General features: G+C 71.2%; 20 protein-coding genes and 1 pseudogene. 6 read left to right on the top strand and 15 right to left on the bottom strand.

Annotation, left to right across the window (positions count from 1 at the left end):
• Positions 1-51: 51 nt before the first annotated feature.
• Positions 52-423, top strand: coding sequence for a GntR family transcriptional regulator (locus RMT89_RS09635; RefSeq protein ID WP_315883383.1), 372 nt, complete (start codon positions 52-54; stop codon positions 421-423).
• Positions 424-497: 74 nt separating this feature from the next.
• Here RMT89_RS09635 and RMT89_RS09640 read toward each other — a convergent pair whose 3' ends face one another.
• Both RMT89_RS09640 and RMT89_RS09645 read right to left on the bottom strand, forming a co-directional pair.
• On the bottom strand, positions 498-1,268 hold the full coding sequence (locus RMT89_RS09640; protein WP_315883384.1) for a DUF72 domain-containing protein: 771 nt from the start codon (positions 1,266-1,268) through the stop codon (positions 498-500).
• Positions 1,269-1,283: 15 nt separating this feature from the next.
• Positions 1,284-2,378: a DUF5925 domain-containing protein gene (locus tag RMT89_RS09645; RefSeq protein ID WP_315883385.1), complete on the bottom strand. Its 1,095-nt coding sequence runs from the start codon at positions 2,376-2,378 to the stop codon at positions 1,284-1,286.
• 132 nt (positions 2,379-2,510) lie between these two features.
• On the opposite strand from RMT89_RS09645, the gene RMT89_RS09650 reads away from it, so the two are divergent.
• On the top strand, positions 2,511-3,929 hold the full coding sequence (locus RMT89_RS09650) for a GH39 family glycosyl hydrolase (protein WP_315883386.1): 1,419 nt from the start codon (positions 2,511-2,513) through the stop codon (positions 3,927-3,929).
• Between the two features lie 3 nt (positions 3,930-3,932).
• Here the strand turns inward: RMT89_RS09650 and RMT89_RS09655 are convergent, their stop codons facing one another.
• The 7 genes from RMT89_RS09655 to RMT89_RS09685 form a co-directional block, all read right to left on the bottom strand.
• On the bottom strand, positions 3,933-7,640 hold the full coding sequence (locus tag RMT89_RS09655; RefSeq protein WP_315883387.1) for a lipopolysaccharide biosynthesis protein: 3,708 nt from the start codon (positions 7,638-7,640) through the stop codon (positions 3,933-3,935).
• Complete coding sequence (locus RMT89_RS09660) at positions 7,633-8,433, bottom strand: polysaccharide deacetylase family protein (protein WP_315883388.1); 801 nt, start codon at positions 8,431-8,433, stop codon at positions 7,633-7,635. The genes RMT89_RS09655 and RMT89_RS09660 overlap by 8 nt, the downstream gene beginning before the upstream one ends.
• Positions 8,426-9,415, bottom strand: a complete 990-nt coding sequence (locus RMT89_RS09665) for a glycosyltransferase family 2 protein (protein WP_315883389.1) — start codon at positions 9,413-9,415, stop codon at positions 8,426-8,428. Before RMT89_RS09665 ends, RMT89_RS09660 begins: the two co-directional genes overlap by 8 nt.
• Positions 9,412-10,233 (bottom strand): glycosyltransferase family 2 protein, encoded by an 822-nt coding sequence (locus RMT89_RS09670; protein ID WP_315883390.1) that lies wholly within the window; start codon positions 10,231-10,233, stop codon positions 9,412-9,414. The genes RMT89_RS09665 and RMT89_RS09670 overlap by 4 nt, the downstream gene beginning before the upstream one ends.
• Positions 10,234-10,567: 334 nt before the next feature.
• Positions 10,568-11,665 (bottom strand): GNAT family N-acetyltransferase, encoded by a 1,098-nt coding sequence (locus RMT89_RS09675; RefSeq protein WP_315883391.1) that lies wholly within the window; start codon positions 11,663-11,665, stop codon positions 10,568-10,570.
• Position 11,666: 1 nt separating this feature from the next.
• The gene (locus RMT89_RS09680) at positions 11,667-12,089 is read right to left on the bottom strand and encodes a hypothetical protein (RefSeq protein WP_315883392.1); all 423 of its coding nucleotides are present in this window, start codon (positions 12,087-12,089) and stop codon (positions 11,667-11,669) included.
• 141 nt (positions 12,090-12,230) lie between these two features.
• Positions 12,231-13,439 carry a S8 family peptidase gene (locus RMT89_RS09685; protein ID WP_315883393.1) on the bottom strand — a complete coding sequence of 403 codons (1,209 nt, stop codon included), beginning with the start codon at positions 13,437-13,439 and terminating at the stop codon, positions 12,231-12,233.
• Between the two features lie 315 nt (positions 13,440-13,754).
• Here RMT89_RS09685 and RMT89_RS09690 point away from each other — a divergent pair, with 315 nt between their 5' ends.
• Positions 13,755-14,549: an SGNH/GDSL hydrolase family protein gene (locus tag RMT89_RS09690; protein ID WP_315883394.1), complete on the top strand. Its 795-nt coding sequence runs from the start codon at positions 13,755-13,757 to the stop codon at positions 14,547-14,549.
• Between the two features lie 4 nt (positions 14,550-14,553).
• On the opposite strand, the gene RMT89_RS09695 is transcribed toward RMT89_RS09690, so the two are convergent.
• From RMT89_RS09695 to RMT89_RS09710, 4 genes are all read right to left on the bottom strand, one after another.
• Positions 14,554-16,152: a serine/threonine-protein kinase gene (locus RMT89_RS09695; RefSeq protein ID WP_315883395.1), complete on the bottom strand. Its 1,599-nt coding sequence runs from the start codon at positions 16,150-16,152 to the stop codon at positions 14,554-14,556.
• Positions 16,153-16,185: 33 nt separating this feature from the next.
• A complete protein-coding gene (locus RMT89_RS09700) occupies positions 16,186-17,682 on the bottom strand; it encodes a nickel transporter (protein WP_315883396.1) in 1,497 nt (498 codons plus the stop codon).
• Positions 17,679-18,854: a tetratricopeptide repeat protein gene (locus tag RMT89_RS09705; protein WP_315883397.1), complete on the bottom strand. Its 1,176-nt coding sequence runs from the start codon at positions 18,852-18,854 to the stop codon at positions 17,679-17,681. Before RMT89_RS09705 ends, RMT89_RS09700 begins: the two co-directional genes overlap by 4 nt.
• Positions 18,855-19,268: 414 nt before the next feature.
• The gene (locus tag RMT89_RS09710; protein WP_315883398.1) at positions 19,269-20,801 is read right to left on the bottom strand and encodes a DUF4331 domain-containing protein; all 1,533 of its coding nucleotides are present in this window, start codon (positions 20,799-20,801) and stop codon (positions 19,269-19,271) included.
• Between the two features lie 207 nt (positions 20,802-21,008).
• Here RMT89_RS09710 and RMT89_RS09715 point away from each other — a divergent pair, with 207 nt between their 5' ends.
• The 3 genes from RMT89_RS09715 (at position 21,009) to RMT89_RS09725 (ending at position 22,732) form a co-directional block, all read left to right on the top strand.
• Positions 21,009-21,551 carry a sigma-70 family RNA polymerase sigma factor gene (locus tag RMT89_RS09715; RefSeq protein ID WP_315883399.1) on the top strand — a complete coding sequence of 181 codons (543 nt, stop codon included), beginning with the start codon at positions 21,009-21,011 and terminating at the stop codon, positions 21,549-21,551.
• Positions 21,548-22,336 (top strand): anti-sigma factor, encoded by a 789-nt coding sequence (locus tag RMT89_RS09720; RefSeq protein ID WP_315883400.1) that lies wholly within the window; start codon positions 21,548-21,550, stop codon positions 22,334-22,336. Before RMT89_RS09715 ends, RMT89_RS09720 begins: the two co-directional genes overlap by 4 nt.
• Before the next feature lie 126 nt (positions 22,337-22,462).
• Positions 22,463-22,732 (top strand): hypothetical protein, encoded by a 270-nt coding sequence (locus RMT89_RS09725; protein WP_315883401.1) that lies wholly within the window; start codon positions 22,463-22,465, stop codon positions 22,730-22,732.
• Positions 22,733-22,750: 18 nt separating this feature from the next.
• Here the strand turns inward: RMT89_RS09725 and RMT89_RS09730 are convergent, their stop codons facing one another.
• Together RMT89_RS09730 and RMT89_RS09735 are read right to left on the bottom strand one after the other, a co-directional pair.
• Positions 22,751-23,947, bottom strand: a complete 1,197-nt coding sequence (locus RMT89_RS09730; protein WP_315883402.1) for a CaiB/BaiF CoA-transferase family protein — start codon at positions 23,945-23,947, stop codon at positions 22,751-22,753.
• A 24-nt stretch (positions 23,948-23,971) separates the two neighbouring features.
• Positions 23,972-24,432: pseudogene (locus RMT89_RS09735) on the bottom strand (ABC transporter permease); the annotation flags it as partial.
• Positions 24,433-24,447 lie beyond the last annotated feature (15 nt).

A 24,447-nucleotide genomic window follows, 5' to 3' on the forward strand; every position in this document is an offset into this window, starting at 1 on the left:
CTCCGCGCCAGTGTGCCTCTCATTTTCCTGCGGGTACGGGACAATCGGTCCGTGACCTTGAAGATCCACATCGATGACAGCGCGCCGCCGTACGAGCAGGTGCGGGCGCAGATCTCCGAGCAGGCGCGGACCGGGGTGCTGCCGGTGGGGTACCGGCTGCCCACGGTGCGGGGTCTCGCGGAGTCGCTGGGGCTCGCCGCGAACACGGTCGCCAAGGCGTACCGGGCGCTGGAGACGGACGGGGTGATCGAGACGCGGGGGCGCAACGGCACGTTTGTCGCTGCCGCGGGCTCGGCCGCGGAACGTGAAGCGGCCTTGGCCGCACAGGCTTACGTCGGGCGGGTCCGGCGGCTCGGGCTGGACGAGGATGCGGCGCTGGGCGCGGTCCGGGATGCCTTGCGGGCGGCTTACGAAGAGGGCTGAGCAGGCTTGGGCACCGCCGTGACGCGCCGTCGTGGACGTTCGCCAGGCGGCGGGGAAGGGGTGGCCGGCAGTGATCAGGACGCGGGCACGTGCTCCGGCGTCCGCGTCACCGTCAGCCCCGCCTTCGTCGCCACCCGTGCGAACACCGCCGCGTCCCTCACCGCCGCCCCTCCCGGATCGTTGTTGAAGTACGTGTACACGTCCCGGCTGTCCGGCCAGGTGTCCGCGATGCGGCTCGCCCACGTCGCCAGGGACTGTCGGCCGTAGCGGGGCCACGGCTGGGCCCGGCCCTGGTGGAAGCGGACGTAGCCCCAGTCCGTGGTGCGCCACAGCGGGGTGACCGGGCGGGACTGGATGTCCGCCCAGCACAGGGCCGCGCCCCGGGACTCCAGGACCTCCCGTACCGTCCGGGTCCACCATGAGTCGTGCCGCGGTTCCACCGCCACGCGCGTGCCGGACGGGAAGCAGGCGAGGCACGCGTCCAGGAGACCCGGGTCCGCCTGCAGGGTCGGGGGAAGCTGGAGCAGCACCGGGCCGAGGCGGTCGCCCAGGCCCTGCGCGTGCGTCATCAGGCGCTCCACCGGCTCCTCCGGTTCCCGCAGCCGCTTGATGTGCGTCAGATAGCGGCTCGCCTTCACCGCCACCACGAAGTCCCCGGGCACCCGGTTCCGCCACGCCTCGAAGTTCTCCCGCGACGGCAGCCGGTAGAACGCGTTGTTGATCTCGACCGTCGCGAAGCGTTCCGTGTACTCCTCCAGCCAGAGCCGCATCGGGCAGCCGGACGGGTACAGGACGTCCCGCCAGTCCTTGTACTGCCACCCCGACGTGCCGACGTAGAGGGTCATACGACCATCAAAGCACTACAGGTACAGGCCCGCGTCCGCCTGGCCCCGCGGCTCCGGCAGTGACGTCGGGGAGGTGCCCCGGCGCAGTGCGTACAGCTCCGCGAGGGTGGCGCCCTCGCGGCTCACGCCCCCCTCGGCGCCCAGCCAGCCCACCGCCTCCGCCCGGGTCAGCGGGCCGACCTCGATCCGGGCCAGACAGCGGCCGGGGCGGACCACGGCCGGGTGCAGGCGCTCCAGGTCCTCGTTGGTGGTGACGCCGACCAGGACGTTGCGACCCTGGCCGAGCAGGCCGTCCGTGAGGTTCAGCAGCCGGGACAGCGCCTGGCCCGCCGTGTGCTTGGCCTCGCCGCGGATCAGCTCGTCGCAGTCCTCCAGGAGCAGCAGCCGCCAGCGCCCCTTGCCGGTGCCGTCCTCCTCGCCGATCGCGATGTCCATCAGATAGCCGACGTCGCTGAACAGCCGCTCCGGGTCCAGTACACAGTCCACCTGGCACCAGTCCCGCCAGGAGCGGGCCAGGGTGCGCAGCGCGGAGGTCTTGCCGGTGCCCGGCGGGCCGTGCAGCAGGAGCAGCCGACCTGCGATGTCCTCCGGGGTCGTCTTCATCAGGCGGTCCATCGCGTCCGCCACCGGTGCCGTGTAGTTGCCGCGGACCTCTTCCCAGGTGCCCGCGGAGATCTGGCGGGTCGTGCGGTGCGGGCCGCGCCGGGGGGAGACGTACCAGAAGCCCATGGTCACGTTCTCCGGCTGGGGTTCGGGCTCGTCCGCCGCGCCGTCGGTGGCCTGGTCGAGGACCTTCTCGGCCAGGTCGGCGCTGGTCGCGGTGACCGTGACATCGGCCCCGCGGTTCCAGCGGGAGACCAGCAGCGTCCAGCCGTCGCCCTCCGCGAGGGTCGCGCTGCGGTCGTCGTCGCGGGCCACCCGCAGCACGTGGGCGCCCGGCGGGAGCAGGGTCGCGCCGGACCGTACGCGGTCGATGTTCGCCGCGTGCGAGTAAGGCTGCTCGCCCGTCGCGAAGCGGCCGAGGAACAGCGCGTCGACGACATCGGACGGGGAGTCGCTGTCGTCGACGTTGAGCCGGATCGGCAGAGCGTCGTGTGGGTTCGCAGACATGTCGTCATGATCCGGCACGAACGCTCTTCGTGCACTGGATTTCCCCCGGACGTCGCCCCCCGGAAATTGCTGCGGGACTGTTCACCGCCGAAACCTGCCCTCGCGCCCGTCCCGCCGTTACCGTTGCCCTCGATGGGACGACATGGGTGGAATTCGGGGGCACGGCGGTGGCGGCTCACCGCGCTGCTCGGTGTGGGCGTGGCCGCTCTGGCCCTGGTGGTGACCCTGTTCAACACGTTGCCCGGAGGCGGTGCGAGCACCGAGGGCACCACACGCGACGGCGACAAGGTGCACGGCACCCCGACCTCTCCGGCGCCGGACGCCACGAAGCCGGAGGTGGGCTGGGGGTTCACCCACACCCAGTTCAGTGCCGACGAGGGCGACGCGGCCGCGGTGGAGCGGGTCGAGCAACGGCTCCCCGACGGGATGCCGCAGATCCAGCACATCATGGGCTGGGGCGCCGACAACCCCGAGCCCGTGAAGGGCCGTTACGACTTCGAGGCGATGGACCGCCGGATCGACTTCGTCCGTGCCTCCGGCGGCACCCCGGTCGTCACCCTGTGCTGCGCCCCGGACTGGATGAAGGGCGGCGAGGCGGGCGTCGACAGCACCGACTGGAGTCAGGCGGCCCTGGAGACCGCTCCGGAGCCCGAGTACTTCGACGACTTCGCCGCGCTCGCGGTGACCGTCGCCAAACGCTATCCGGATGTACGGCACTTCATCGTCTGGAACGAGTTCAAGGGCTTCTGGAACGACGCCGAGGACCGCTGGGACCAAGAGGGCTACACGAAGCTGTACAACCTCGTCTACCGGGCGCTGAAGAAGGTCAACCCCGAGATCATGGTCGGCGGGCCGTATCTGGTGATGGACAGCCTCGATCCCCGTGAGGAGCACGCCTCCCCGACCCTCAAGGGCAGTTGGGGCGCGATGGACCGGCGGGTCCTGGACGCCTTCACCTACTGGAACGAGCACAAGGCGGGCGCGGACTTCGTCGTCGTGGACGGCTCCAGCTACACCCGGGACGACGAGCTGCTGCCCGACGAGTTCACGGCGACCGACAAGTTCACCGCCGTCGGGGAGTGGGTGCGCCGGCAGACCGGTGGCGAACTGCCGCTGTGGTGGGCCGAGTACTACGTCGAGCCCGCCGACGGCGAGGACAACCGGTACGGCTGGTCCGAGACCCGCCGTACCGCCGTCCACGCCGCCGGACTGATCGCCATGGCCAAGGGGGGCGCCACCTCCGGCTTCTACTGGAACCCGGAGCCAGAGGAGGGCACCGAGTGCCCCGGCTGCCTCTGGACGCCCACCGGCGGAGCCAACGGCGGCCAGAAGCTGCCCCTGTACGACCTGCTGGCCCGGTTCGCGGCGGAGTTCCCGCCGGGGACGGAGTACGAGGACCTCGGTACCGCCCCGCACGTCAAGGTGCTGGCCACCGAGAAGACCGCCCTGGTCGTCAACACCCTCGGCCGGTCCGCCGAGGCGACGGTGGACGGCAAGCGGATCAAGTTGCGGGCCTACGAGGTCAGGTGGCTCGAACGCACAGCCACCTGACCCCTACTTGATCGTCAGGAACCGCTGCACCAGCGAGGCCAGCAGCACCGCCAGCAGTGGCAGCGAGAACCAGAAACTGCTCTGCAGCCAGCGCAGTTGGCGCACGCTCGGCCGCACCGCGACCCGGACCACCTCGCGCGCCGCCAGCAGCACGATCAGCGCGAGCGCCGCCAGCGCCCCGACCACCGACCACGGCGTCCAGGTCACCTGCGGTCCGATCGGACCGGGATCGGCCTTCGGGACCTCGCCCGCGGGCTGCTTGCGCAGCGCGTACATGGTCACGTCCTCGTTGACGAAGACCTTCCTCAGTTCCTGGCGCCGGTCCAGGTTCTGGATGAGCCGCGGCTCCCAGGTCTTCGAGTAGCCGACGTCCATCCGCAGATAGGTGACCTGACTGCGGTTGATCATCAGATACGAGTTCGGCCCCGCGTCCTTGAGCGCCTTGACCAGGCCCGACACCAGCACCGGGTCGACCGGCGCCAGCGTCGGCAGATACTCGACCTTCTCCATGTCCCGAGCGCCCCACGGCATCGACGGCGTCACGACGTTGACGGGGTCGTCGCTCAGCCACAGCAGCCGCGCGCTCGGATCGTCATGGGCGTACACGTACTCCATGGCCGCGACCTCGCCGGGCCTGACCCGCTCGAACGGCTCGTTGCCCCACCGGGCCACCAGGAAACCGCCCATGAGCACCAGGCCCGCCATGAGCGCGGCCAGCGGGGCGAGGCTCACCCGGTCCTTGTCCCGCTCCTTCGCGGTGACGCCGGTACGCGGGAACAGGGCGAGGCCGGTCAGCAGGGCCGCGCCGGGCAGCGCGAACATGAAGACGCGCAGCGCCATTTCGCCGCCGTAGCTCTGCATGCCGAAGCCGAGGAACGGGACGAAGGTGAGGACCAGCAGGGAACGCTCGCGGTACTTGTGGTCGCGGCGGCGCCACCAGCCCCAGCAGGCCATGGCCATCACACCGCCGGCCAGCAGCACGCGCGTGTACAGCACCAGCTTGTGGGTGGAGCTGCCGCCCTCGATCCGGCCGGAGACGGACGAGGAGACATTGGAGCCGACGCCGCCGACGCCGCCGAAGAGTTCGTCGAAGTGTCCCGACCAGTACGGCTCGGCCATGAAGCCGATCCAGGAGACCACCATGACACCGAACAGGACGGGCAGTCCGCGCAGTTCGCTGCGGCCCACCAGCACCAGCACCGCCAGCACGCCCAGCATCACGAACGGGGTCAGCTGGTGGGCCGGCACGCTCGCCGCGAACAGCCCCATGACGACCAGCAGCAGCACCGCCCGCTGCCGCCGGTCCGTCGGCTCGACCTCCAGCTCGCCCGGCCGCACCTTCGTCCAGATCACCCGCGGCGCCCGGAACCACACCAGCAGGATCGCCGCGAACATCAGATACATCAGATAGGTGAAGCCCTGCGGCGAGAAGTAGTCCTGGCCGACCCAGCCGCTGAGCACGAAGACCCAGATACCGGTCCACCGCGCCCGCCAGCTCGCCCGCATGGAGCGGGTCAGCAGGAACATCGGGACCAGGTACAGCAGTTGCATGGTCAGCGGCCACCAGCGGATGACCCCGGTGAGATCCGGGACCCCGCAGGCCTGTGCCACGAACGCGGCCACCGCGAAGAAGCCCGGCCAGCTCCAGCGCGCGTCCAGGTCCGGTACGGCGGACCCGGTGCGGTCGATGTAGTCGAGGAAGCCGAGATGCTGCCAGGCCGTGGCGAAGCGCGGCTCGGTCTCGATCAGTGCGGGCAGGGCGTGCAGCGAGACGACGGTCGCCAGCAGGGTGACCATCAGCAGCGCCCGGTGCTCGCGGCCCAGCCAGAGCAGCGAGGCGAAGGCAGTGACCAGCAGCCCGGCGCCGATCAGCGTCGGCGTGGGCAGCACGGAGACCAGACCGAGCCCGCCCATCTCGTCCAGATCGGCCTCGCCGAGCCGGAGCGCGGGCACCCAGTACAGCAGCAGCGCGGCGGTCAGCAGACAGCCGAGGACCACCCCCATGCGGGTCGGCAGCAGCGCCGGGGGCTCTTCGCGTGGTTCCTCCCGTACGGCCTCCGGCACGTCCGGTACGACCGCCTTCTCCTCCGCCTCGAACGGCGCGTCCACCTCCGGCTCCCTCCCCCACGCTCGGCTTCGCTCGCGCGGGGGGACCCCCATCTCGACGGGCAGCCCGACGGCCCACGTCGGCCGGCGCTCGGGCCGCTGCACCACGGGCAGACCCGTGGGCGGGGTGCCCGGTCCCGGCCGGACGTCGGGACGGCGGTCCAGGTGGTCGAAGTCGACGTGGATGCCGAGGGCGAGGGTGTCCGTGTCCAGCGCCCAGGCGGGCCCGCGCTTGGCCGGCGCGCGCGAACCCAGGTCGGCGAGGTCGCCGTCGGGTGCGGAGCCCTCGGGGACTTCGGCCGGTGTGGTCAGGACCGTGCGGTACAGCTTGGGCGCGGCGATGGCCACGATCACCGCCAGCGCGACGATCTCGGCGACGCCCGCCCCGGTCAGCCCCATCCGGGGGAGCAGCAGCAGCGTGAGACCGAGCACCAGGGCGCACAACAGGCCCTGGAGCCAGGCCAGTCCGGCGGTACGGCTCTGTGCCCGCAGCACCGCGAAGTACGTCTCCATCACGACCCGCAGCAGCCCGCCGATCGCGAACCAGCGCAGCAGCGACGTCGCCGCGTCCGCGTACCCCGCGCCGAACACACCGAGGATCCATGGGGCCCCGAAGAACAGGATCGTCGCGACCGGGATCATGATCTTCGCCATGCGCCGGAGCGCGGCCCGGGTGTTGGCGGCGAGCCGGCTCGGGTCGTGCGAGCCCTCTACGGTCAGCGAGGCGCCCATGTTGATGGCGAGCAGATTGACCGTGCCGCCGATGGTCGCGGTGATGTAGAAGTACGCGTTGTCCTCGGAGCTGACCTGCGCGGCCACGATCACGGGGATGAGATAGACCACGGCGAGGGAGAACAGCGAGCCGGTGTAGTCGCCCGCGAGGAACTTGCCGATCTCCTTCACCGAGGGCGGTTTCGCGTGCTCCTCGGTCGCCTTCTCATGCCGGGGCACCAGACGCCGGAACACCAGCCAGCCCAGCGGCAGTACCGAGACCGCGATGGCCGCGACCCAGGAGACGAACACGCCGGTCGTCGGGATCGCCGCCGCGAAGGCGACCAGCAGACCCAGCTTGACCGCCGAGAAGGCGGTGTTGCCCACCGGCACCCACAGCGCGCTGCGCAGCCCGGTCAGCACCCCGTCCTGGAGCGTCAGCAGATTCCACGCGACGACGGCCACGATGAACCCGAGCCCGTTGACCGGCCCGTCCAGGAACCGGTACGACGGCCCCCACATGCCCAGCGTGACCAGGAAGACGCCCGCCGCCAGCGCCACGATCACCGAACTGCCCGCGTACGTACGGAGGATCAGCCGTCCGGTGGCGCGGCCCGCGACCGGGATGAACCGGGCCAGCGCCCCGGTCAGGGCCACCGCGGTCAGGCCCGCGAGGAACTTCATCGCGGCGATCGCGGCGGAACCCTGGCCGACCGCCGACTCGGAGTAGTAGCGGGCCGCGGCCAGCCAGAAACCGAGACCGAGCACCGCGGAGATACCGGTGTTGAGCATCAGGGCGTAGGCGTTGCGGAACAGCTGGCTGCCGCGCCCCGACTGCTCGGGCGCCGGTGCGGCGGGCTGCTCCGCCTCGGTCGTGGTCGTCGTGTCAGACACGGGTTCGGATGGCCTTCCGGCGGACCTGTCGGGCTCTGCGGACCATGGCGTACCCCTTGGTGAGGGCCAGGTCCCGGGCGAACGTACGGGTGATCGCGCGGCCCTCGACCAGCCGCTGGAACTCCTCGGCGCCGGTACTGCGCCGGACGGTGACCCGGCGCAGCGCGTACGGCCCCTGACGGCGGCGGGCGAGGCCGTTGCCGACCGCCAGCGCCTGGGCATACCCCGTCTCGCGCACCGTCTCGCGCACCCGGCGGCTGGAGTAGCCGTACGGATAGGCGAACGAGGCGGGGACCGCGCCGAGTTGGTCCGAGACGATCTCCTTGCACAGGATCAGCTCCCGGCGCAGCCTGTCGTCCGGGAGCCGGTCGAGCTGGGGATGGGTGTGGCTGTGGCCGCCTATCTCCACTCCCGCGGCCGCGAGTTCGCGGACCTGGTCCCAGTCCAGCATGGTGTCCAGGGCGCCGCCGGTGTCGTACGGGCCGCGCAGCCAGCCGGTGGCGACGAACAGGGTGGCCGGGAAGCCGTGCTTGGCGAGCACGGGCAGGGCGTGGCGGTGCACGCCCTCGTAGCCGTCGTCGAAGGTGACCAGGACCGGGCGCCCCGGCAGCGGGCGTCCCTGTCGCCAACAGGTGGCCAGATCAGCCGTGCTGACCGGGGTGAGACCCAGGTCGGCGATGACCGTCATCTGCGCGGCGAACGCCTCGGGTGTCACCGACAGAGCGCGGGTGGCGTCGTTCGGCTCGGAGGACACGGCGTGGTACATGAGGATCGGCACGGCCGTCTCACTCATCCCCGCCTCCCTCGATCGCCGCCACCGAGTACGTCACCGAGCCCCGGCGCGCCCGGACACTCCCGACGACATACCCACCCGCCGCGGTGAGCACCCCGGCGACGATCGCACCCGCCCGGCCCGCACCCCCCGGCCGGGCCAGCACGGCGTCCCGCAGCCCTCGGACCACCCCGGCCGGCAGCACCCGGGTGGTGTACCGGCGCTCGGACTCAAGGCCCTTGCCGGCGCCGACACTCCGGGCCACCAGAGCCTTCGACAGGCCCTCGGCGTAGGCACGGGTGCGGAAGTACCCGAAGTGCTCGCGCGCCTCCGGCACCCGGTGGTGGATCACCGCACGGTCGTCGATCAGCAGCACGGCGTCGGGTCTGGCCCGGGTCAGCCGGATGCACAGCTCCGTCTCCTCGCAGCCCAGCGGCCGCTTGTCGCCGTCGCGCCCGATACCGGTGGCGAAGCCGCCCGCCGCGTCGAACGCCGTACGGCGGAAGGAGGCGTTGCCGCCGAGGACGTTGCGGACCCGGACCAGGCCGGGCGGCAGGCCGCGGTAGGTGCAGCCGACCACCCAGTCGAACTCCTCCGGGAACCAGGCAGGCCTGCGGCCCGAGGCCCAGATGGGCTCCGTACGGCCCCCGACCGCCATGACCCGTGGGTCGGCGTACGACGAGGCGAAGTGCCTGAGCCAGTCCCGCTCGGCCACGGCGTCGTCGTCGAGGAAGGCGATCACCTCGCCGCAGGAGGCGGCGATACCGGTGTTGCGGCCGGCGGACAGGCCGCGGGGACCCGCGTTGGCGAGCACCCGCACATCCGTGACTTCCTTGTACTCCTTGGCCAGGCGTTCCCTGAGGAGGTCGTTGTGGTCGACGACCAGCAGCGTCTCCAGCGCCGGGCGGGACTGCGCCCGTACCGAGGCGACCGCCGCGAGGATGTCCTCCCAGCGGTCCTCGGTGTAGACGCAGATCACGACGGAGATGTCGGGACCGCTCAAGACACCTCTCCCCGGACCGAGTCGAGCATCGGGGAGCGCTCGGCGCGGCGGCGCAGAGCCCGCCGGTTGGAGCGTTCCCTGAGGATCACGTTGAGCACCCGGAACCCGTCGCGCACGGCGCGGAGATTGCTGGTGCCGTGGATGCGGAGGTACTCGTGGCTGGGTATCTCCTGCACTTTCAGGCCTGCCTTGACCACCCGGATGTTCATCAGGGTCTCCACCTCGAAGCCGGTGCAGTCGAGGTCGATCTTGTCCAGGCAGTGCCGCCAGAAGGCGTTGTAGCCGTAGCACAGGTCGGTGTAGCGGGCGCCGAACTTGCGGTTGACGATCGTGCACAGCGCCCAGTTGCCGAGCTTGCGGATGAAGGTCATGTCGTCGGTGCCGCCGCCGTTGGCGAAGCGGGACCCCTTGGCGAAGTCGGCGCCGGAGACCAGCGCGGAGACATAGCTGACGATCTCCTGCCCGTCGGCGGAGCCGTCCGCGTCCACCATCACGATGATGTCGCCGGAGCAGGCCTCGAAGCCGGTGATCAGGGCATCCCCCTTGCCCTTGCCCTGCTGCTCCACCACCTTCACGTCCGGCCACAACTCGCGGGCCACCTCGACGGTGTTGTCCGTGGAGTTGCCGTCGACCAGCACCACCTCGTGGATCCAGTCCGGCAGGGTCTTGAAGACGTACGGAAGGTTCTCGGCCTCGTTCATGGCCGGGATCACCACGCTCACCGGCGGCGCTATCGCCAGGTGCGAGGAGACGGCCCGGTATGTCCGGGCCGTGCGGTACTCGTCACCCGTGGCCGCCGGGCGCAGAACTGAGCTCATGAGTCTGGTCCCTCTCGTCCGGTGGACCGCCCGCCCCTGGGGCGGCCCGGCTGTGTGTCCGGTTCGAAAGGGGGGTTATTACTGGCATAACTCACCGGCTACCGCAAAGCGGCAGCCGATTGCGCGGCACGCCTCGGTCGCGCGCACCTCCAGTACGCCGGCCGAGTGCGGCACCCCCCTACCGCGCCCCGCGCCGGTGGCCACCGCGGCCCTGAGCCCTCCCCTGGTCCGCGTAAGTGGTGGTCCGATGCGGGTGAGATGTACGACGGTATTGACGATTGCGTCCGTATGGCAAGGCCTGGAACCAGGCCTCACGTTTTTGTTGGTTTATCCGTTACTTCCGACCTGAGCGGATCTTTCCCACCCGCTTGAGCAGGCGGTCGGCGGGCTCGAACAGCTCCGGCCGGGACACCACGACATTGCGCAGGGCCCGCACCGGGGCACGGCGTGCCCGATGTCCGAACGCCACCGGGTGACGGCGGGTCACCCACCCCTCGGACACGCCGATCTCGCGTGACTTCAGGGAGTCCTTGTATTCCTTCTGGCCCCGGCCGAGGTCCAGATAGGCGATGCCGTCGGCGGCGGCCGCCTCGGCCATCCTCAGATGCAGCACCAGACCGGGGGAGTACTTCGAGAACGCCGGGTCGTACGCCGGGAACCAGCAGGCCAGCACCCGTTCGGTACGCAGCCCGAAGTGCGCGGCGATCGGCTTGTCCTCGGCGTACAGCACCGACAGGACCCCGGCGAACGACTCGGTGCGGGTGTGGAACAGCTGCTCCACAAGACGGGTGATCCACTCCTGGGCGAACCGGTCGCTGCGCCCGGTCCTGCGGTACTGCGCCGACTTCCAGCCCATCAGGGTGCGCAGCGCGGCCGGATCCCGCTCGTCGTGCACATACCGCACGCCCGTGTGGTCGCGGCCCAGCTTGCGCTCCTTGGCGAGCGTGGTCCTGGTGAATTTCGGGGAGCGCTCCCGGAGTTGGCCGAGATACACCTCGTACCCCTGCTCCACGTCCATGACCGGCGACGGGAACGATCCGGTGGCCCCCGCGCGGAACGCCGGCTGGCCCTCGACGAGGTGGTCGAACTCCCACACCGCGAGCCCGCAGGCCCGCAGCAGCTCCCTGGCGTCCCAGGTGAACCCGGGCCGGTGCACCAGGCCCTGGGCGTCGGAGACCCCGAGCCCGATGGCCCGGCCGACACCGGTGGCCGTTCTCTGGTACGGGAAGAACGCGGCGGGCTCACCGGACTCCCGTACGACCGCGATCCGCACGCCGGAGCGGCAGCGGCCGACGGCGAGCGCGAACTCGGGTGACAGGAACGGGTTCGCCAGCTCGGGCGACCCGTGCAGATGAGCCTTGGACTGCATCGCCGTCCACGCCGTCCGGTCGGCGGCGGTCAGCTCGCCGGGACGGTACACGCTGATGTCCACGTCAGGGATTCCGCCTTCTTTCCGTACGGCCGCGCAGCCGCCGTACCAGAACCAGCAGGAAGATGAGGGAGCTGAGCGCGGTCACGGCCACGATGCCGCCGGTGGCCGACCAGCCGTTCAGGGCCAGCATCCCCTGGGCCACCAGCATGTTGACGACGACCGCGCCCGCCAGCGAGGCGAGGGTGCGGCCGAAGGGTTCGAGCCCGCGCAGGGTGGCGGCGATGGCCGCTGCCGGTGCCGCGAGCAGGAAGAACAGGGTGAGCGGACCGCGCAGCGGCGAGTCACTGTCGGCGAGTGCGAGCAGCGCGCCGGCCGCCCCCACGGCCGTCGCGGCGCCCGCCAGCAGCGGCGCCAGGTCCCCCGGTCCCGGTCCCGCGCGCTGAGCGCCCTCCGTTGAAGATGTCTTGAGCCTTAACGTCTGCATTGGCGACTTTGCCCCCCGAAGCGCCGGATGTCGGGCTTCAATGTGGCGCAGCCCGGAGGCGGCCGTCAAGACGGCGTGGGCGACGCACGACTGTTCCCCGGAGGCGAGTGGGGCACCTTCGGGGAACAGATGGTTCGCGCGTTACGGGACGAGCTTCAGGAGTCGGTTCGGGGAGCCGGTGCCCGCGCTGGTGACCTTGCCGGTGGTGGCACCGCCGGTCAGGGCCGAGGCGACCTGGGCCGGGGTGGACGAGGTGTTGTTCGCCAGGTAGACGGCGGCCGCGCCCGCGACGTGCGGGGTGGCCATCGAGGTGCCGGAGATGGTGTTCGTCGCGGTGTCGCTGGTGTACCAGCCCGCCGTGATGGAGGAGCCGGGCGCGAAGATGTCCAGGACCGAGCCGTAGTTGGAGTAGCTCGCCTTGGCGTCGGTGCTGGTCGTGGCGCCGACGGTGATGGCCGAGGCGACCCGGGCCGGGGAGTACGAGGAGGCGTTGGCGCTGCTGTTGCCCGCCGCGACCGCGTAGGTCACTCCGCTGGCGATGGAGTTGGCGACCGCCGTGTCCAGGGAGGCGGACGCACCGCCGCCCAGCGACATGTTGGCCACCGAGGGACCGGAGTGGTTCGCCGTCACCCAGTCGATGCCCGCGATCACGCCCGCCGTGGTGCCGGAGCCGCTGTTGTCCAGCACGCGCACGCCGACGATCTTCGCCTTCTTGGCGACGCCGTAGGTCGAACCCGCGATCGTGGTGGCCACATGGGTGCCGTGGCCGTTGCCGTCGGAGGCGGTGGTGTCGCCGTCGACCGCGTCATAGCCGTAGGAGGCACGGCCGCTGATCTGGGTGTGCGTGATCCGGACGCCGGTGTCGATGACGTAGACCGTCACCCCGCTGCCCGCGCTGTCGGGGTAGGTGTACGTGCCGGACAGCGGCAGTGAGGTCTGGTCGATGCGGTCCAGGCCCCAGGGGGCGCTCGTCTGGGTGGTGTCGGCGAGCTGGACGCGCTGGTTCTGCTCGACGGAGGCCACCGACGGGTCGGCGGCGAGTCTCTTCGCCTCGGTGGCCGAGAGGGTGGCCGAGTAGCCGTTGAGGGCCTTGCCGAAGGTCTTCTCGACCGAGCCGCCGTACTCCTTGATCAGGCCCTTGCCCTCGCTGGAGGCCGCCTTGAAGCCGGCGCCCTTCTTCAGGGTGACGATGTAGCTGTCCTTGATCGCCGTGGGGGAGCCGGCGGCAAGGACCTTGCCCTCGGCCGGGGCGGCCTGGGCGGGCAGGGAGGTGAGCCCGCCCACGAGGGCGGCGGTCGCCAGGCTGGTTATCGCGGCGAACCGGAGCTTCTTGCTACGCAGTTGTGCCATTCGAGGGAGTCCTCCTCATTGGCGACGCGCGCTCGGGTGGGGGCACGCGTCTGTGGGGGGTGCGCACGTGATCGCGCGCACGGCCGGAGCGTCGCGTTCCCGCTACGGGCTGGATCAAGAGTGGGTGGTCTACAGGCGTAGAACAAGGGAGTTGAGGGGCTGTCAACAAATCTGTCATGGGCACGTAATCAAACACACAGTGAACGCATAGGGGACGGGTCGATTCGTGGTCGAAAGTCTTGGCATGGACACTTCCTGTCAACACGCGTAGCTGCTACGACAGTTGTGGCAGAGATCCTGCTAAAGGGAGGTTCCATGAGACGTTCCCGAATTGCCGCTTACGTCAGCTCGCTCCTCCTCGCCGTCGGCGCCGTCCTCACCGGCGCCGGCTCGGCACAGGCCGCCACCGGCCCCTATGTGGCCCTCGGTGACTCCTACGCGTCAGGTGTCGGCGCCGGGAGCTACATCAGCTCCAGCGGTGACTGCAAGCGCAGCACGAAGGCCCACCCCTACCTGTGGGCGGCCGCCAACTCACCCTCGTCGTTCGCCTTCACGGCCTGCTCGGGCGCCCGAACGGGTGATGTTCTGGCCAACCAGATGGGCCCGCTCAACTCCAGCACCGCCCTGGTCTCCATCAGCGTCGGCGGCAACGACGCCGGGTTCGCCGACGTCATGACGACCTGTGTGCTCCAGTCCGACAGCTCCTGCATCTCGCGCATCAACACCGCCAAGGCGTACGTCGACTCGACGCTGCCCGGGCAGCTGAACAACGTCTACTCGACGATCCGCTCCAAGGCGCCCAACGCCCATGTCGTCGTGCTCGGCTACCCGCGCTTCTACAAGCTCGGCCAGTCCTGCCTCGGTCTGTCCGAGACCAAGCGCAAGGCCATCAACGACGCCTCCGACTATCTGAACGCCGCCGTCGCCGCCCGTGCCGCCGCGCACTCCTTCACCTTCGGCGACGTCCGCACGACCTTCACCGGCCATGAGATCTGCTCCGGCAGCTCCTGGCTGAACAGCGTCAACTGGCTCAACATCGGCGAGTCGTACCACCCGACCGCGGCCGGCCAGTCCGGCGGCTATCTGCCGGTCCTGAACAGCGCGGCCTGAGCCCTCAGTAGCTCGGGGAGAGGGAAGGGGAGACCCCGTCCGTCGGGGTCTCCCTCTCACAGGTGACCGAGAACGGCACCGAGTTCGACGTCGTCTCGACCGGGTCCCGGACCTCGACGCTGATCTCGTTCTCGAAGGTCCCGCTGTCGTCGTTGGTCGTCACGAACGCCCGGTCCTGCTTGGTGCGGGAGCCGCCCTCGGGGAACGACAGCGTCTTCCAGCCCGAGTCCATGACATCGCCGTCCCGCGAGACCCAGCGATAGCTGACCTCCGCGGGCAGCCGCCCCACCGTGAACGTCGCCGTGAAGGCCGGAGCCTCGGCCTCCGGCGGCGGACAGGCGCCCTCGTACTCGGTGTTCGACCCGGCCAGGGAGACCTGCACGGTCTGCGGCGGCGGGGTCGACTTCGTCGGACTCTCGCTCGGGGTCGGCGTCGGGGTCGGGGTGTCCTTCTCGTCGGTCTCCGTCGGCGTCGTCCGGGTCTCCTCCTGGCTCGTCGTCCCGCCTCCGGCCTCACCGCCGTTGTCCTCGCGGTTCAGCAGCGCGTACGTCAGACCGGCCAGCGCCAGCGCGAGCGCGACCAGACCCGCGACCAGGACGACGGCGGCACGGCGGTTGCGGTCGGGGCGCTCGGGCCCGGTGGGGGTCGTCGGCGCGGTGGGCGCACTGGAGTACGGCAGGGGCGGCGTCGGCGGCTGCTGGTGTGCCGCCACCGCCGGGGCGTAGGGCGCCGCCCGGACGGTGCCCGCCCGGGGTGTGCCGCCCGCCCCGATGATCCGCAGCTCCTGCTCCGCGTGCTCCGCCGACAGCCGCTCGGCGGGGTCCTTGCGCAGCAGTCCCTCGATGACGGGGGCGAGCGGCCCGGCCCGGTGCGGCGGCGGCAGCTCCTCGTCGACGATCGCGCGCAGGGTGCTCAGCGGGGTGTCCTGGCGGAACGGGGAGTTCCCCTCGACCGCCGCGTACAGCAGCACACCGAGCGACCACAGGTCCGACTCGGGGCCGGGCGTGCGCCCCAGCGCCCGCTCCGGGGCGAGGAACTCGGGCGAGCCGATCACCTCGCCGGTCATCGTCAGCGCGGAGCTGCCCTCCACCATGGCGATCCCGAAGTCGGTCAGCACCGCCCGGCCGTCGTTCGCCAGCAGCACGTTGGCCGGCTTCACATCCCGGTGCAGCACCCCGGCCCCGTGCGCCGCCCGCAGCGCCGACAGCACCTCGGCACCGATGTGCGCCGCGCGCTGCGGGGGCAGTGGGCCCTCGGCGTCCAGGAGCTCGGCGAGCGAGATCCCGCGCACCAGCTCCATCACGATCCACGGCCGGCCGTCCTGCGTGGCCACGTCGTAGACCGTCACCACATTGCGGTTCGCCACCCGCGCCGCCGCCCAGGCCTCGCGCTCCAGACGGGCGTACATCCGCTCCACCTCGGCGGCCGGCAGGCCGTGCGGGGCGCGTACCTCCTTGACGGCGACCTCGCGGTGCAGCACCTCGTCCCGGGCGCGCCAGACCGTCCCCATGCCACCCTCGCCGAGCGGGGACAGGAGACGGTAGCGGCCCGCGATCACTCGTTCACTGCCCGGTGCGTCGGACACGGGCGCCCCCATTCGCATGCGCGCGAAATCTCCTTTTCCTCACAAAGTAGCTCAACCGAGTGCGGATGCCGCCCCCTTGAGCACCAATCCGGCCCCAAGAGCTACGACGACCCACGCGGACAACAGCGGTGCGGTACGGCGGACCAGACCCGCCAGCGGGTGGGCGGCCCAGCGCGGACGCCGCTCCAGCACCCGGCTCGCGCCCGCCCCGAGCCGTACGACGGCGAACCCCGCCGCGGTGAGGGTGAGCGCGAGCCCGACCCCGTACGCCACGACGAGCAGCAGCCCGAACCAGGCGTGCCCGAGTGCGGCGGCACCGACCAGGACCACGACGGCGGAGGGACTGGGCACAAGCCCACCGGCGAACCCGAGAAGGATGGTGCCCCGCACGGTGGGGGCGGTGGAGTGGGTGTGGGTGCGGCCGCCGTGGGTGTGCGTGTGGGTGTGCTCGTGCTCGTGCGGGTGCGCGCCGACCAGGACAGGCGTGCGTACGTGCACGTGGGAGTGCTGGTGGCTCCTTCGGTGCCGGGCCCTTCGTACGAGACTCGCGCCCGCCGCCGTGACCAGGGTGCCGCTAACGATGCCGAGCCAGGCGATCACGGACGGCGCCGCCGCCGACCCGGCCGTGACCAGCAGACCCAGGGCGACCACGCCCAGGGTGTGGGTCACCGTCACCGAGGCGGCGAGCGGCAGGACGTCCTTCATCCGGGCCTGTCCGCCACGGGCCGTGGCCACCGCCGCCATGAGCGTCTTGCCGTGGCCCGGTGCGACGGCGTGCAGCGCGCCGAGGCCGACCGCGAGGAACAGGGCGAGGGCGGCGAAGCCGACGGTGAGGTCCTCCCGGGCCACCAGCGAGTCCAGGGCCCGCGTCCAGCGGTCGGCGCCCCGCGGCAGCACGGAGGCGGCAGGCGCGTCCCGTTCCTCCTCGGCCAGCGCGGGGCCGCCGGGCCGCACGCTCAGGGAGGCGCGCCCGGTGTCGGCGGGGGAGGATCGCAACTCCTCCGGGTAGTCGGTGAGCTCGCCCGACAGCGACTCCTTCGGTACGTCGGAGGCGGCGAGCGTCATCCGGTCGCCGCGCGCGGTGATCTCCCGCCAGCCGGGCCCGGACTCCGCACCGGCGGCACGGAAGTCGAGCGCCAGGCTGTCGGCGTCGGGCAGCGGGGCCGACAGCACGCACTCCACCCGCAGGGTGTCGAGCCCGGCCTGTCCGGGCCCCACGCGCGCGTGGCTGGACTCGACGGTGAGGGCGACGCTCCGGCCGTCGACGGTGAGGGCGCTGTCCCGGGCGGCGGTGGCGCATCGCCGCTTGGCCCACTTGTCGAGGCCCAGCCGTTCGATGTCCGGCTCGGCCTGCGTCGCGGGGATCTCGGCGAGGTCCTCGACATGGTCCACGCGCAGGGCGCCCGGCGCGGCGACGAGTCCGTCGTAACGGTTCACGGTGAAGTTGCCGAGCGGGTGCGCGCTCGCGGACGGGGAGGCGACCAGCACGAGCGCGCCGACGGCCGTGAGAACGGCCGCGCCGGAGGCGACCGGACGACGGAGGGTCACTCGCCCGCCTCCAGGTCCTTGAGGGCGGCACGGGCCTCGCGCGCGCCGAGCGGCGAGAACCCGGGGTTGAGGCGGAGGGCCTTGGTGAGGTACTGCTCGGCGGTCCGCTCATGGCCGGCGGCGCGCTCGGTCATGCCCCGGTGGTAGAGGAAGGTCGCGTTGCGGTAGCCGGTGGCCGTGGCCCGGCGCGCATAGGGCAGCGCCTCCTCGTCACGCCCGTTCCTATGCAGCGCCCAGGCGAGGGCGTCCGCGGTGTGCACGGTGCGGCGGCGGTCCCACTCGGCGCGGGCGGCGCGCAGGGCAGCGGCCCTGTCGCCGTGGTCGGCGGCGGCGAGCGCGGTGTCGAGGTCGGCGTTGACGCCGTTGGCCCGGGCGAGCGCGGTCCAGGCGTCGACGAGGGCGTACTGGTCGCGAGCCCGGTCCCTGTCTCCGGCGGCCTCGTACAGCTCCCCGAGCACGACGAGCGGCCCGGGGAACGGGGAGCGTGCGACGACGGCCTCCATGCCCTTCACGGCCGCTTCCGGGTCCCCACTGGCGGCCTGTGCGCGGGCGCGGCCCTCCAGCGCGGGCAGATAGGTGTCGTCGGCGGCGAGAGCGCGCGCGTACTGCAGGAGCGCCTCTTCGTAGTCGCCCTGGTTCCAGGCGAGTTGACCGAGCTGAGTCGCCACGTACGCCACGTCCGAGGGAGTCGTGGCCGAGGAGAGGGCCTGCTCCAGCACCCGCCGCGCGGTCTTCACATCACCGCGCAGCTCGTGCACATAGGCGTACCGAGTGAAGACGGGGACGCCCGGCCGACGTGAGTCGGCGGTATCGGCGGCCTTTGCGGCGTCGTCGTAGCGGCCGAGCTCGACGAGGGCGTCGATACGGGTGGCCAGTGCGCGCTCGTTGTAGGGGTTGGCGTCCAGGGCCCGATCCGCGTACCTGAGGGCATCCGGGAAGTCATGCCGGGCAGCGGCAAGGGCGGCCTGCCCGGCAAGGGCCTGATCATTACCGGGCTCCACCGAAAGGGACCGCTTCAGCGCCCGCTCGGCCTGCGGGTAGCGCGAGGCGTCGCCGCTTGTGCGCGCCTCTTCCACATACGCGAGCCCAAGGGCCGCCCACCCACTGAAGTCCCGGGGCTGGGCCCGCAGACGCTCCTGAAGTGCCTCGATGTCACCGGACCTCAACGCCACCGGCGACACAGCGGAAACGCCCCGCTCCGGAACATCCTGACCACCCCCGAAAGCAACGGCCCCGGCGGTGAGCGCAACAGCCAACAATCCGGCACAGAGGCCAAGGCGAGCGCGCGAATTCATGCCAACTCCTAGATCGCTTGCTGAGAAGAAGACGGTGCGGCCAGCGCCCCGACAGGGGCGCGGGGAACTGCGCGACCAGCCACAGACAACCCACGGCCGACGAAGAACCCCGCACATCGACGGCGCCTAGGGGGTGTTTTGAAAGTCCTGTGCGGTGCCCGCGGTGTTCGGTGCGTGCCCTCGGCGTGCCGGACGAAGGCCCTCGTACTGGACGTACTTGGGTCTTTGGCCGGTGCGGCGAGGGTGCGTGCCGGGCGCCGTGGGTGCTGTGCGGGACTTTCAAAACACCCCCTAGTACGCCCGCTCCCGCATCCGCCGCCACCAGAGCAACCCGGACCCGATCAAGACGACCCCGATAGCCCCCGCCCCCGCGGAAGCCGCGATCAGCGTGGTGTCCGAAGAACCCCCGGAACCGGCCGGCGACAACGCGTCTCCGAGCTGATTGCGCACGTCGTTCCCCCCGGACGTCCCCTTCGCCAGCGGCCCCCGAGACCCTTCCGTAGGCAGCGCCACATACGGGAACGACTTCCCGAACTTCTTGTCGTTCTTGTCGACGGCGTCCCCCAAGTCGTTCTTGGCCCCGACCAGTTCACCCTCGACGACCTGAAGCGACGCGTCGATCACGTCATCCGTCAGCCGGCGCCCGTTGGGGAACCCGGAGTTGTCCCCGTCCAGCACACCCAGCCGCTTCGGCTTGGCGGCCGGCTTGACGGACGTGTTGAGCCGCAGCTCCTCCGCGGGACGCACATGCGGCGGCTGATTGAGCCCCTTCACACCCTTCAGGAAGACATCGACGAGGTCATTACGAGGCTCAGCGGGCGCCGGGATCTTGTAGGTCGCCTCGATCAGCTTCGGCAGCTCGGGATTGGTCACGTTCTTCAGGAACTGCCCGTCGTTCCAGGGCGCGCTCGCATTGAACTTGTCCTTGTCCTTGATCGGATTGACGACCTCGTTCACGAGCGGCATCCCCAGCCGGGACACCTGGGTGAAATACCCCTGTGCGTTCTTCCGCTGGGTGGTCGACCAGATCCCCACGATCGGCTGCTCGGCCGACTCCGTGATCATGTCCGTAGGGACCTGCAGCGCGATGGAGTTGACGTTGTACCCCTTGAGCGTGTCGTTCCCGACCTCGCTCAGATTCCCCCCGTACAGCAGGTCGAAGACCCGCAGATCGAGGAAGAACGGATCGTCCGCCTGACCCGCGAACGACGAGGCGCCACCGGCCAGTTGATGGACCGCCTGGGAGCGAAGCTTCGCGTAGTCCGGCATCGACGCCTTGCCGACGTTCGACGGTGCCACCGGCACATCGTTGGCGACCTTGGTCTTCGACACCAGTTGCTGGTTCTTCAGCCGCAGCAGGTCGATGTCGTAGGTCTGCGTGACGTTCAGGTCCGGATCGTCCAGGCTCTCGACGGGACCGGTGTTGTACAGGAACGTCTTCTTGTTCTTGACATGCGTCTTGAACGTGAACCGGTACAGCAGTTCGCCCTGCCCGTCACCGTTGTTGTCGATGTGGATGTCGTACTGCGCGTCCTCGGCGAACGTGAAGAAGTTCGGTCCGCCGGCCGGCTCCTCGAAGGGGATCCAGTTCGCGACGATCGTCGTCGTGTCCGGCTTGTCGGGGCTGACGAACGCGTACACGTCCGTGTTGTCGTACTGCGGGGTCCCCGAGATCAGCGGGGCCTCCCGGTGGCTGGAGGCGGAGGCCGCCCCCGGTTCCAGCACGGTCACGCCGGCGGCTGCGAGCCCCCCGGCGGCCAGCGCACCACAGATGAGGGTCGCGACACTCGTGCGTCCCGCGCGGCTCCTGGAGATAGGTGTCATGCCGTCCGTCCTCGGTTCAACTTGCCTGACGCACCGGGATTCGGAGCGGGGTGGGAGGCGGATTGGTCCGACCCGGAACTGATTTGGCGGTCCCCCGACCCGCGTTTTCGGCTTCCTGATCCGTAACCCCATCCGGAGGTGGGTGCGTTGCGAATACCTCGTGGGGCGGGACGGCCCAGATGCGGTCTCGCGGGAGGGGGAGACGAGTTGGAGGCGGACGAGCTTCTGGTGCTCGTGGCGGGTGGGGACCAGAAGGCATTCGAGGAGTTGTACGGGATCGTGTCCGGCCCGGTGTTCGGCCTTGTACGGCGGGTCGTGCGGGACCCGGCCCAGTCGGAGGAGGTGGCGCAGGAGGTGCTGCTGGAGATGTGGCGGTCAGCGGGGCGGTTCGACCCCGGCCGGGGCAGCGCCCTGTCGTGGATCCTCACCCTCGCCCATCGCCGGGCCGTGGACCGGGTGCGCAGCGCCCGCGCGGCCGGCGAACGCGAGCAGCGCGAGGCACGGCGGGCCCATCACCCCGCCTTCGACCAGGTGTCCGAGGAGGTCGAGGCGGGCCTGGAGCGCGAGTGGGTGCGCCGCTGTCTTGACCGGCTCACCGCCCTGCAACGGCAGTCCGTCACCCTCGCCTACTACGACGGCTACACCTACCGTGAGGTCGCCGAGCGGCTCTCCCTGCCGCTCGGCACGGTCAAGACGCGGATGCGGGACGGGCTGACCCGGCTGCGCGAATGCCTGGGAGGTGCCGTATGAGCCTCTTCCGCCGGGGGGACCTGCACTCCCTCGCCGCCCCCTACGCACTCGACGCTCTGGAACCGGGGGAGCGCGTGCGCTTCGAGAAGCATCTGAAGAAGTGCGAGCGCTGCGCCGCCGAGGCACTGACCCTGTCCGAGGACGCGGTACGGCTGGCCTGGTCCACGTCCGCCCCGCCGCCGGCCGCGCTGCGCGAACGGGTCCTGGCCGCCGTACGGACAATTCCGCAGGAGCCCGTGCGGGGGCGGGAACCGCAGTTGCCGCCGCATGTGTGGGGGATGCGTCCGCCGCCGGCGCGGGTGCGGCAGCGGCGGCCGCTGTTCGTGCCCTTCGCGACCGCCACGGCCGCCGCCGCCCTCGTCGTCGCCTCGCTGTTCGCCGTGCAGGCGAACCAGACACAGGAGCAGCTGGACGCCGAGCGGGCGCAGGCGCGTGAGATCGCCCACGTTCTCGCCGCTCCGGACGCGCGCGCCAATACCGGACGGGACGCCGAGGGCCGGAGTATCGGAGTGGTCGCTTCCGCGTCGGAGGGGCGCGCGGTCGTCACCCTCGGCGGGTACGACGGCCTTCCCGGCGGCCGCGTGCGCCAACTGTGGCTCATGCGCCCCGACGCGCAACCGCGCTCCCTCGGGCTCTTCGACGGCGACACGCCCCTGGTCGCGTCCGGCCTGGACACCTCCGCTACGTCACTGGCTGTGACCGTCGAGCCGGACGGCGGCTCGCCGCAGCCCTCTACTCAGCCGATAGTCCAACTCGCCCTGAAATCGGTTGGATTCGGAGAGTAATCAACGACGAGTCGTCAACACCCTTATGGGGAAGGTGAATCCTGTGACCGCGATACACGAGTGCCCCGAGGGGGCGATAGGGTTACCCTGCCCGGGCCGGGTGGACTCGTACGGGTGGGGAGTGACATGGAACAGATAACAGTGCGCAGCAGGGCGAGGGTCCCTGCGATCACCTGCGGGAGCAGCGCGACCAGTTCGCGCCTCGACCGTCATCTCTCGGTGCTGGCGGGTCCCGCCGTGCCGCAGCAGAAGACGGCAGAGGCGACGTCACTGATGCGTGAGCTGACCGCGCGTGAGCCCGTGCGTCAGCAGAGCGACCGGGGTGCGCGCGTCCGTCGCGTCTCGCTCTTCGCGCCACTGCGCCGACTGCGCCGCTCGCTGTTCGGCGGCCGCTGAGGCGTTCCCGCCCCGCGCTCAGGCCGCCACACCGTCCCGGCGCAGCGCTGCGATTTCGTCGTCCGTCATCCCCACGGCACGCAGCAGCGCCTCGGTGTGCTCCCCGAGCGCGGGCACGTCCCCCATAGGTGCCGCTTCCCCGCCCGGCAGCGTGATCGGCGGCAACAGCGCCTTGAGCGGCCCCACCGGCGAGCCCACCTCCCGCCACCGGCCCCGGGCCGCCAGCTGTGGATGGTCCGCCACCTCGTGCAGATCCCTCAGGCGCGCGCACGCCAGACCGGCGCCCTCAAGACGCGCCAGCGCCTCGTCGGTGCCGAGCGCGCCCAGCGCCTTCGCGACCAGCTCGTCCGTGCGCTCCCGGTTCACCACCCGCGCCGCGTTCGTGGCGTAGGCCGGTGCGGTCCCCAACTCCGGCCGCTCCAGCACCTGTTCGGCCAGCCGTCGCCACTCCCGGTCGTTCTGCACCGACAGCAGTACCCGCCCGCCGTCCGCCGTCGGATAGGCGTCGTACGGCGCGATGACGGCGTGCGCGAGCCCGGTGCGCGCCGGTGCCGTGCCGCCGTGCATCGCATGGTGCAGCGGATGTCCCATCCACTCCGCCAGCGACTCCAGCATCGACACCTCCACCGGCCCGCCGCGCCCGGTCGTGCCCCGGCGCACCAGCGCCGCCAGCACCCCGGAGAAGGCGTACATGGCCGCCGCGATGTCGGCCGCCGGGATCCCCGCCTTCACCGGCTGCTCCGGCGTCCCGGTCACCGACACCAGACCCGCCTCGCACTGTACGAGCATGTCGTAGGCCCGCTTGTCCGCGTACGGGCCACCGGCGCCGTACCCCGAGATGTCCACGGCGATCAGCCGCGGGTGCGCCGCGCACAGCGTGGCGGCGTCCAGGCCCAGCCGGGCGGCGGCGCCCTGGGCGAGGTTCTGCACGAAGACGTCCGCGCCGCCCACGAGCCGCTGTACGACCTCCAGGCCGCGCGGGTCCTTCAGGTCCAGGGCGATGGACTCCTTGCCGCGGTTGCACCACACGAAGTGCGAGGCCAGACCACGCGCGGCGGTGTCGTAGCCGCGCGCGAAGTCGCCCCCGTCGATCCGCTCGACCTTGATCACCCGGGCGCCGAGATCGGCGAGCTGCCGGGTGGCGAAGGGGGCCGCGACGGCCTGTTCGACCGCGACGACGGTGATGCCGGTCAGGGGCAGCGGCTGCGATTCCATGCGGGCGATCATGCCCTGTGGGCGTCAGCTTTCGCCACGGGTGTACCGGCGCACGGCGAGCGGCGCAGCCACCGCGATCAGTACCGCGCTCCAGGCCAGTGACCCGGCGATCGGGTGTGCCACCGGCCAGGCGGCGTCCTGCGGCACGGGAGGGTTGCCGAAGAGGTCCCGCAGGGTCGTGGTCACCGCGCTGATCGGGTTCCCCTCGGCGAGGGCGCGCAGCCGGCCCGGCGGACCGTCGGTCGGAATGTACGCGTTGGACAGCAGCGGCAGGATGAAGGTCGCCCGCCCAGCTGACCGGCGGCCTCCTCGTTCCGGGTGAGCAGCCCGAGGAAGATCCCGGCCCAGGTCGTCGCGAACCGGAACAGCAGCAACAGCCCCACGGCGGCCACCGCTTCGAGCGCGGACCCCTCGATCCGCCGGCCCACCGCGAGGCCGACCAGCAGGAACGGCACCGTTCCCACCGCCGTCACCACCAGATCCGAACGGGTCCTGGACGC

The organism is Streptomyces sp. P17, assembly GCF_032436805.1.
Taxonomy (GTDB): domain Bacteria; phylum Actinomycetota; class Actinomycetes; order Streptomycetales; family Streptomycetaceae; genus Streptomyces.

Excerpts from the sequence above, each read along its gene's own strand:
- RMT89_RS09730 (WP_315883402.1), bottom strand. The coding sequence starts at position 23,947 with ATGGAATCGCAGCCGCTGCCCCTGACCGGCATCACCGTCGTCGCGGTC.
- RMT89_RS09685 (WP_315883393.1), bottom strand. The coding sequence starts at position 13,439 with ATGGCACAACTGCGTAGCAAGAAGCTCCGGTTCGCCGCGATAACCAGC.
- RMT89_RS09720 (WP_315883400.1), top strand. The coding sequence starts at position 21,548 with ATGAGCCTCTTCCGCCGGGGGGACCTGCACTCCCTCGCCGCCCCCTAC.
- RMT89_RS09660 (WP_315883388.1), bottom strand. The coding sequence starts at position 8,433 with ATGAGTGAGACGGCCGTGCCGATCCTCATGTACCACGCCGTGTCCTCC.
- RMT89_RS09670 (WP_315883390.1), bottom strand. The coding sequence starts at position 10,233 with ATGAGCTCAGTTCTGCGCCCGGCGGCCACGGGTGACGAGTACCGCACG.
- RMT89_RS09645 (WP_315883385.1), bottom strand. The coding sequence starts at position 2,378 with ATGTCTGCGAACCCACACGACGCTCTGCCGATCCGGCTCAACGTCGAC.
- RMT89_RS09640 (WP_315883384.1), bottom strand. The coding sequence starts at position 1,268 with ATGACCCTCTACGTCGGCACGTCGGGGTGGCAGTACAAGGACTGGCGG.
- RMT89_RS09695 (WP_315883395.1), bottom strand. The coding sequence starts at position 16,152 with ATGCGAATGGGGGCGCCCGTGTCCGACGCACCGGGCAGTGAACGAGTG.
- RMT89_RS09725 (WP_315883401.1), top strand. The coding sequence starts at position 22,463 with ATGGAACAGATAACAGTGCGCAGCAGGGCGAGGGTCCCTGCGATCACC.
- RMT89_RS09650 (WP_315883386.1), top strand. The coding sequence starts at position 2,511 with ATGGGACGACATGGGTGGAATTCGGGGGCACGGCGGTGGCGGCTCACC.
- RMT89_RS09690 (WP_315883394.1), top strand. The coding sequence starts at position 13,755 with ATGAGACGTTCCCGAATTGCCGCTTACGTCAGCTCGCTCCTCCTCGCC.
- RMT89_RS09710 (WP_315883398.1), bottom strand. The coding sequence starts at position 20,801 with ATGACACCTATCTCCAGGAGCCGCGCGGGACGCACGAGTGTCGCGACC.
- RMT89_RS09680 (WP_315883392.1), bottom strand. The coding sequence starts at position 12,089 with ATGCAGACGTTAAGGCTCAAGACATCTTCAACGGAGGGCGCTCAGCGC.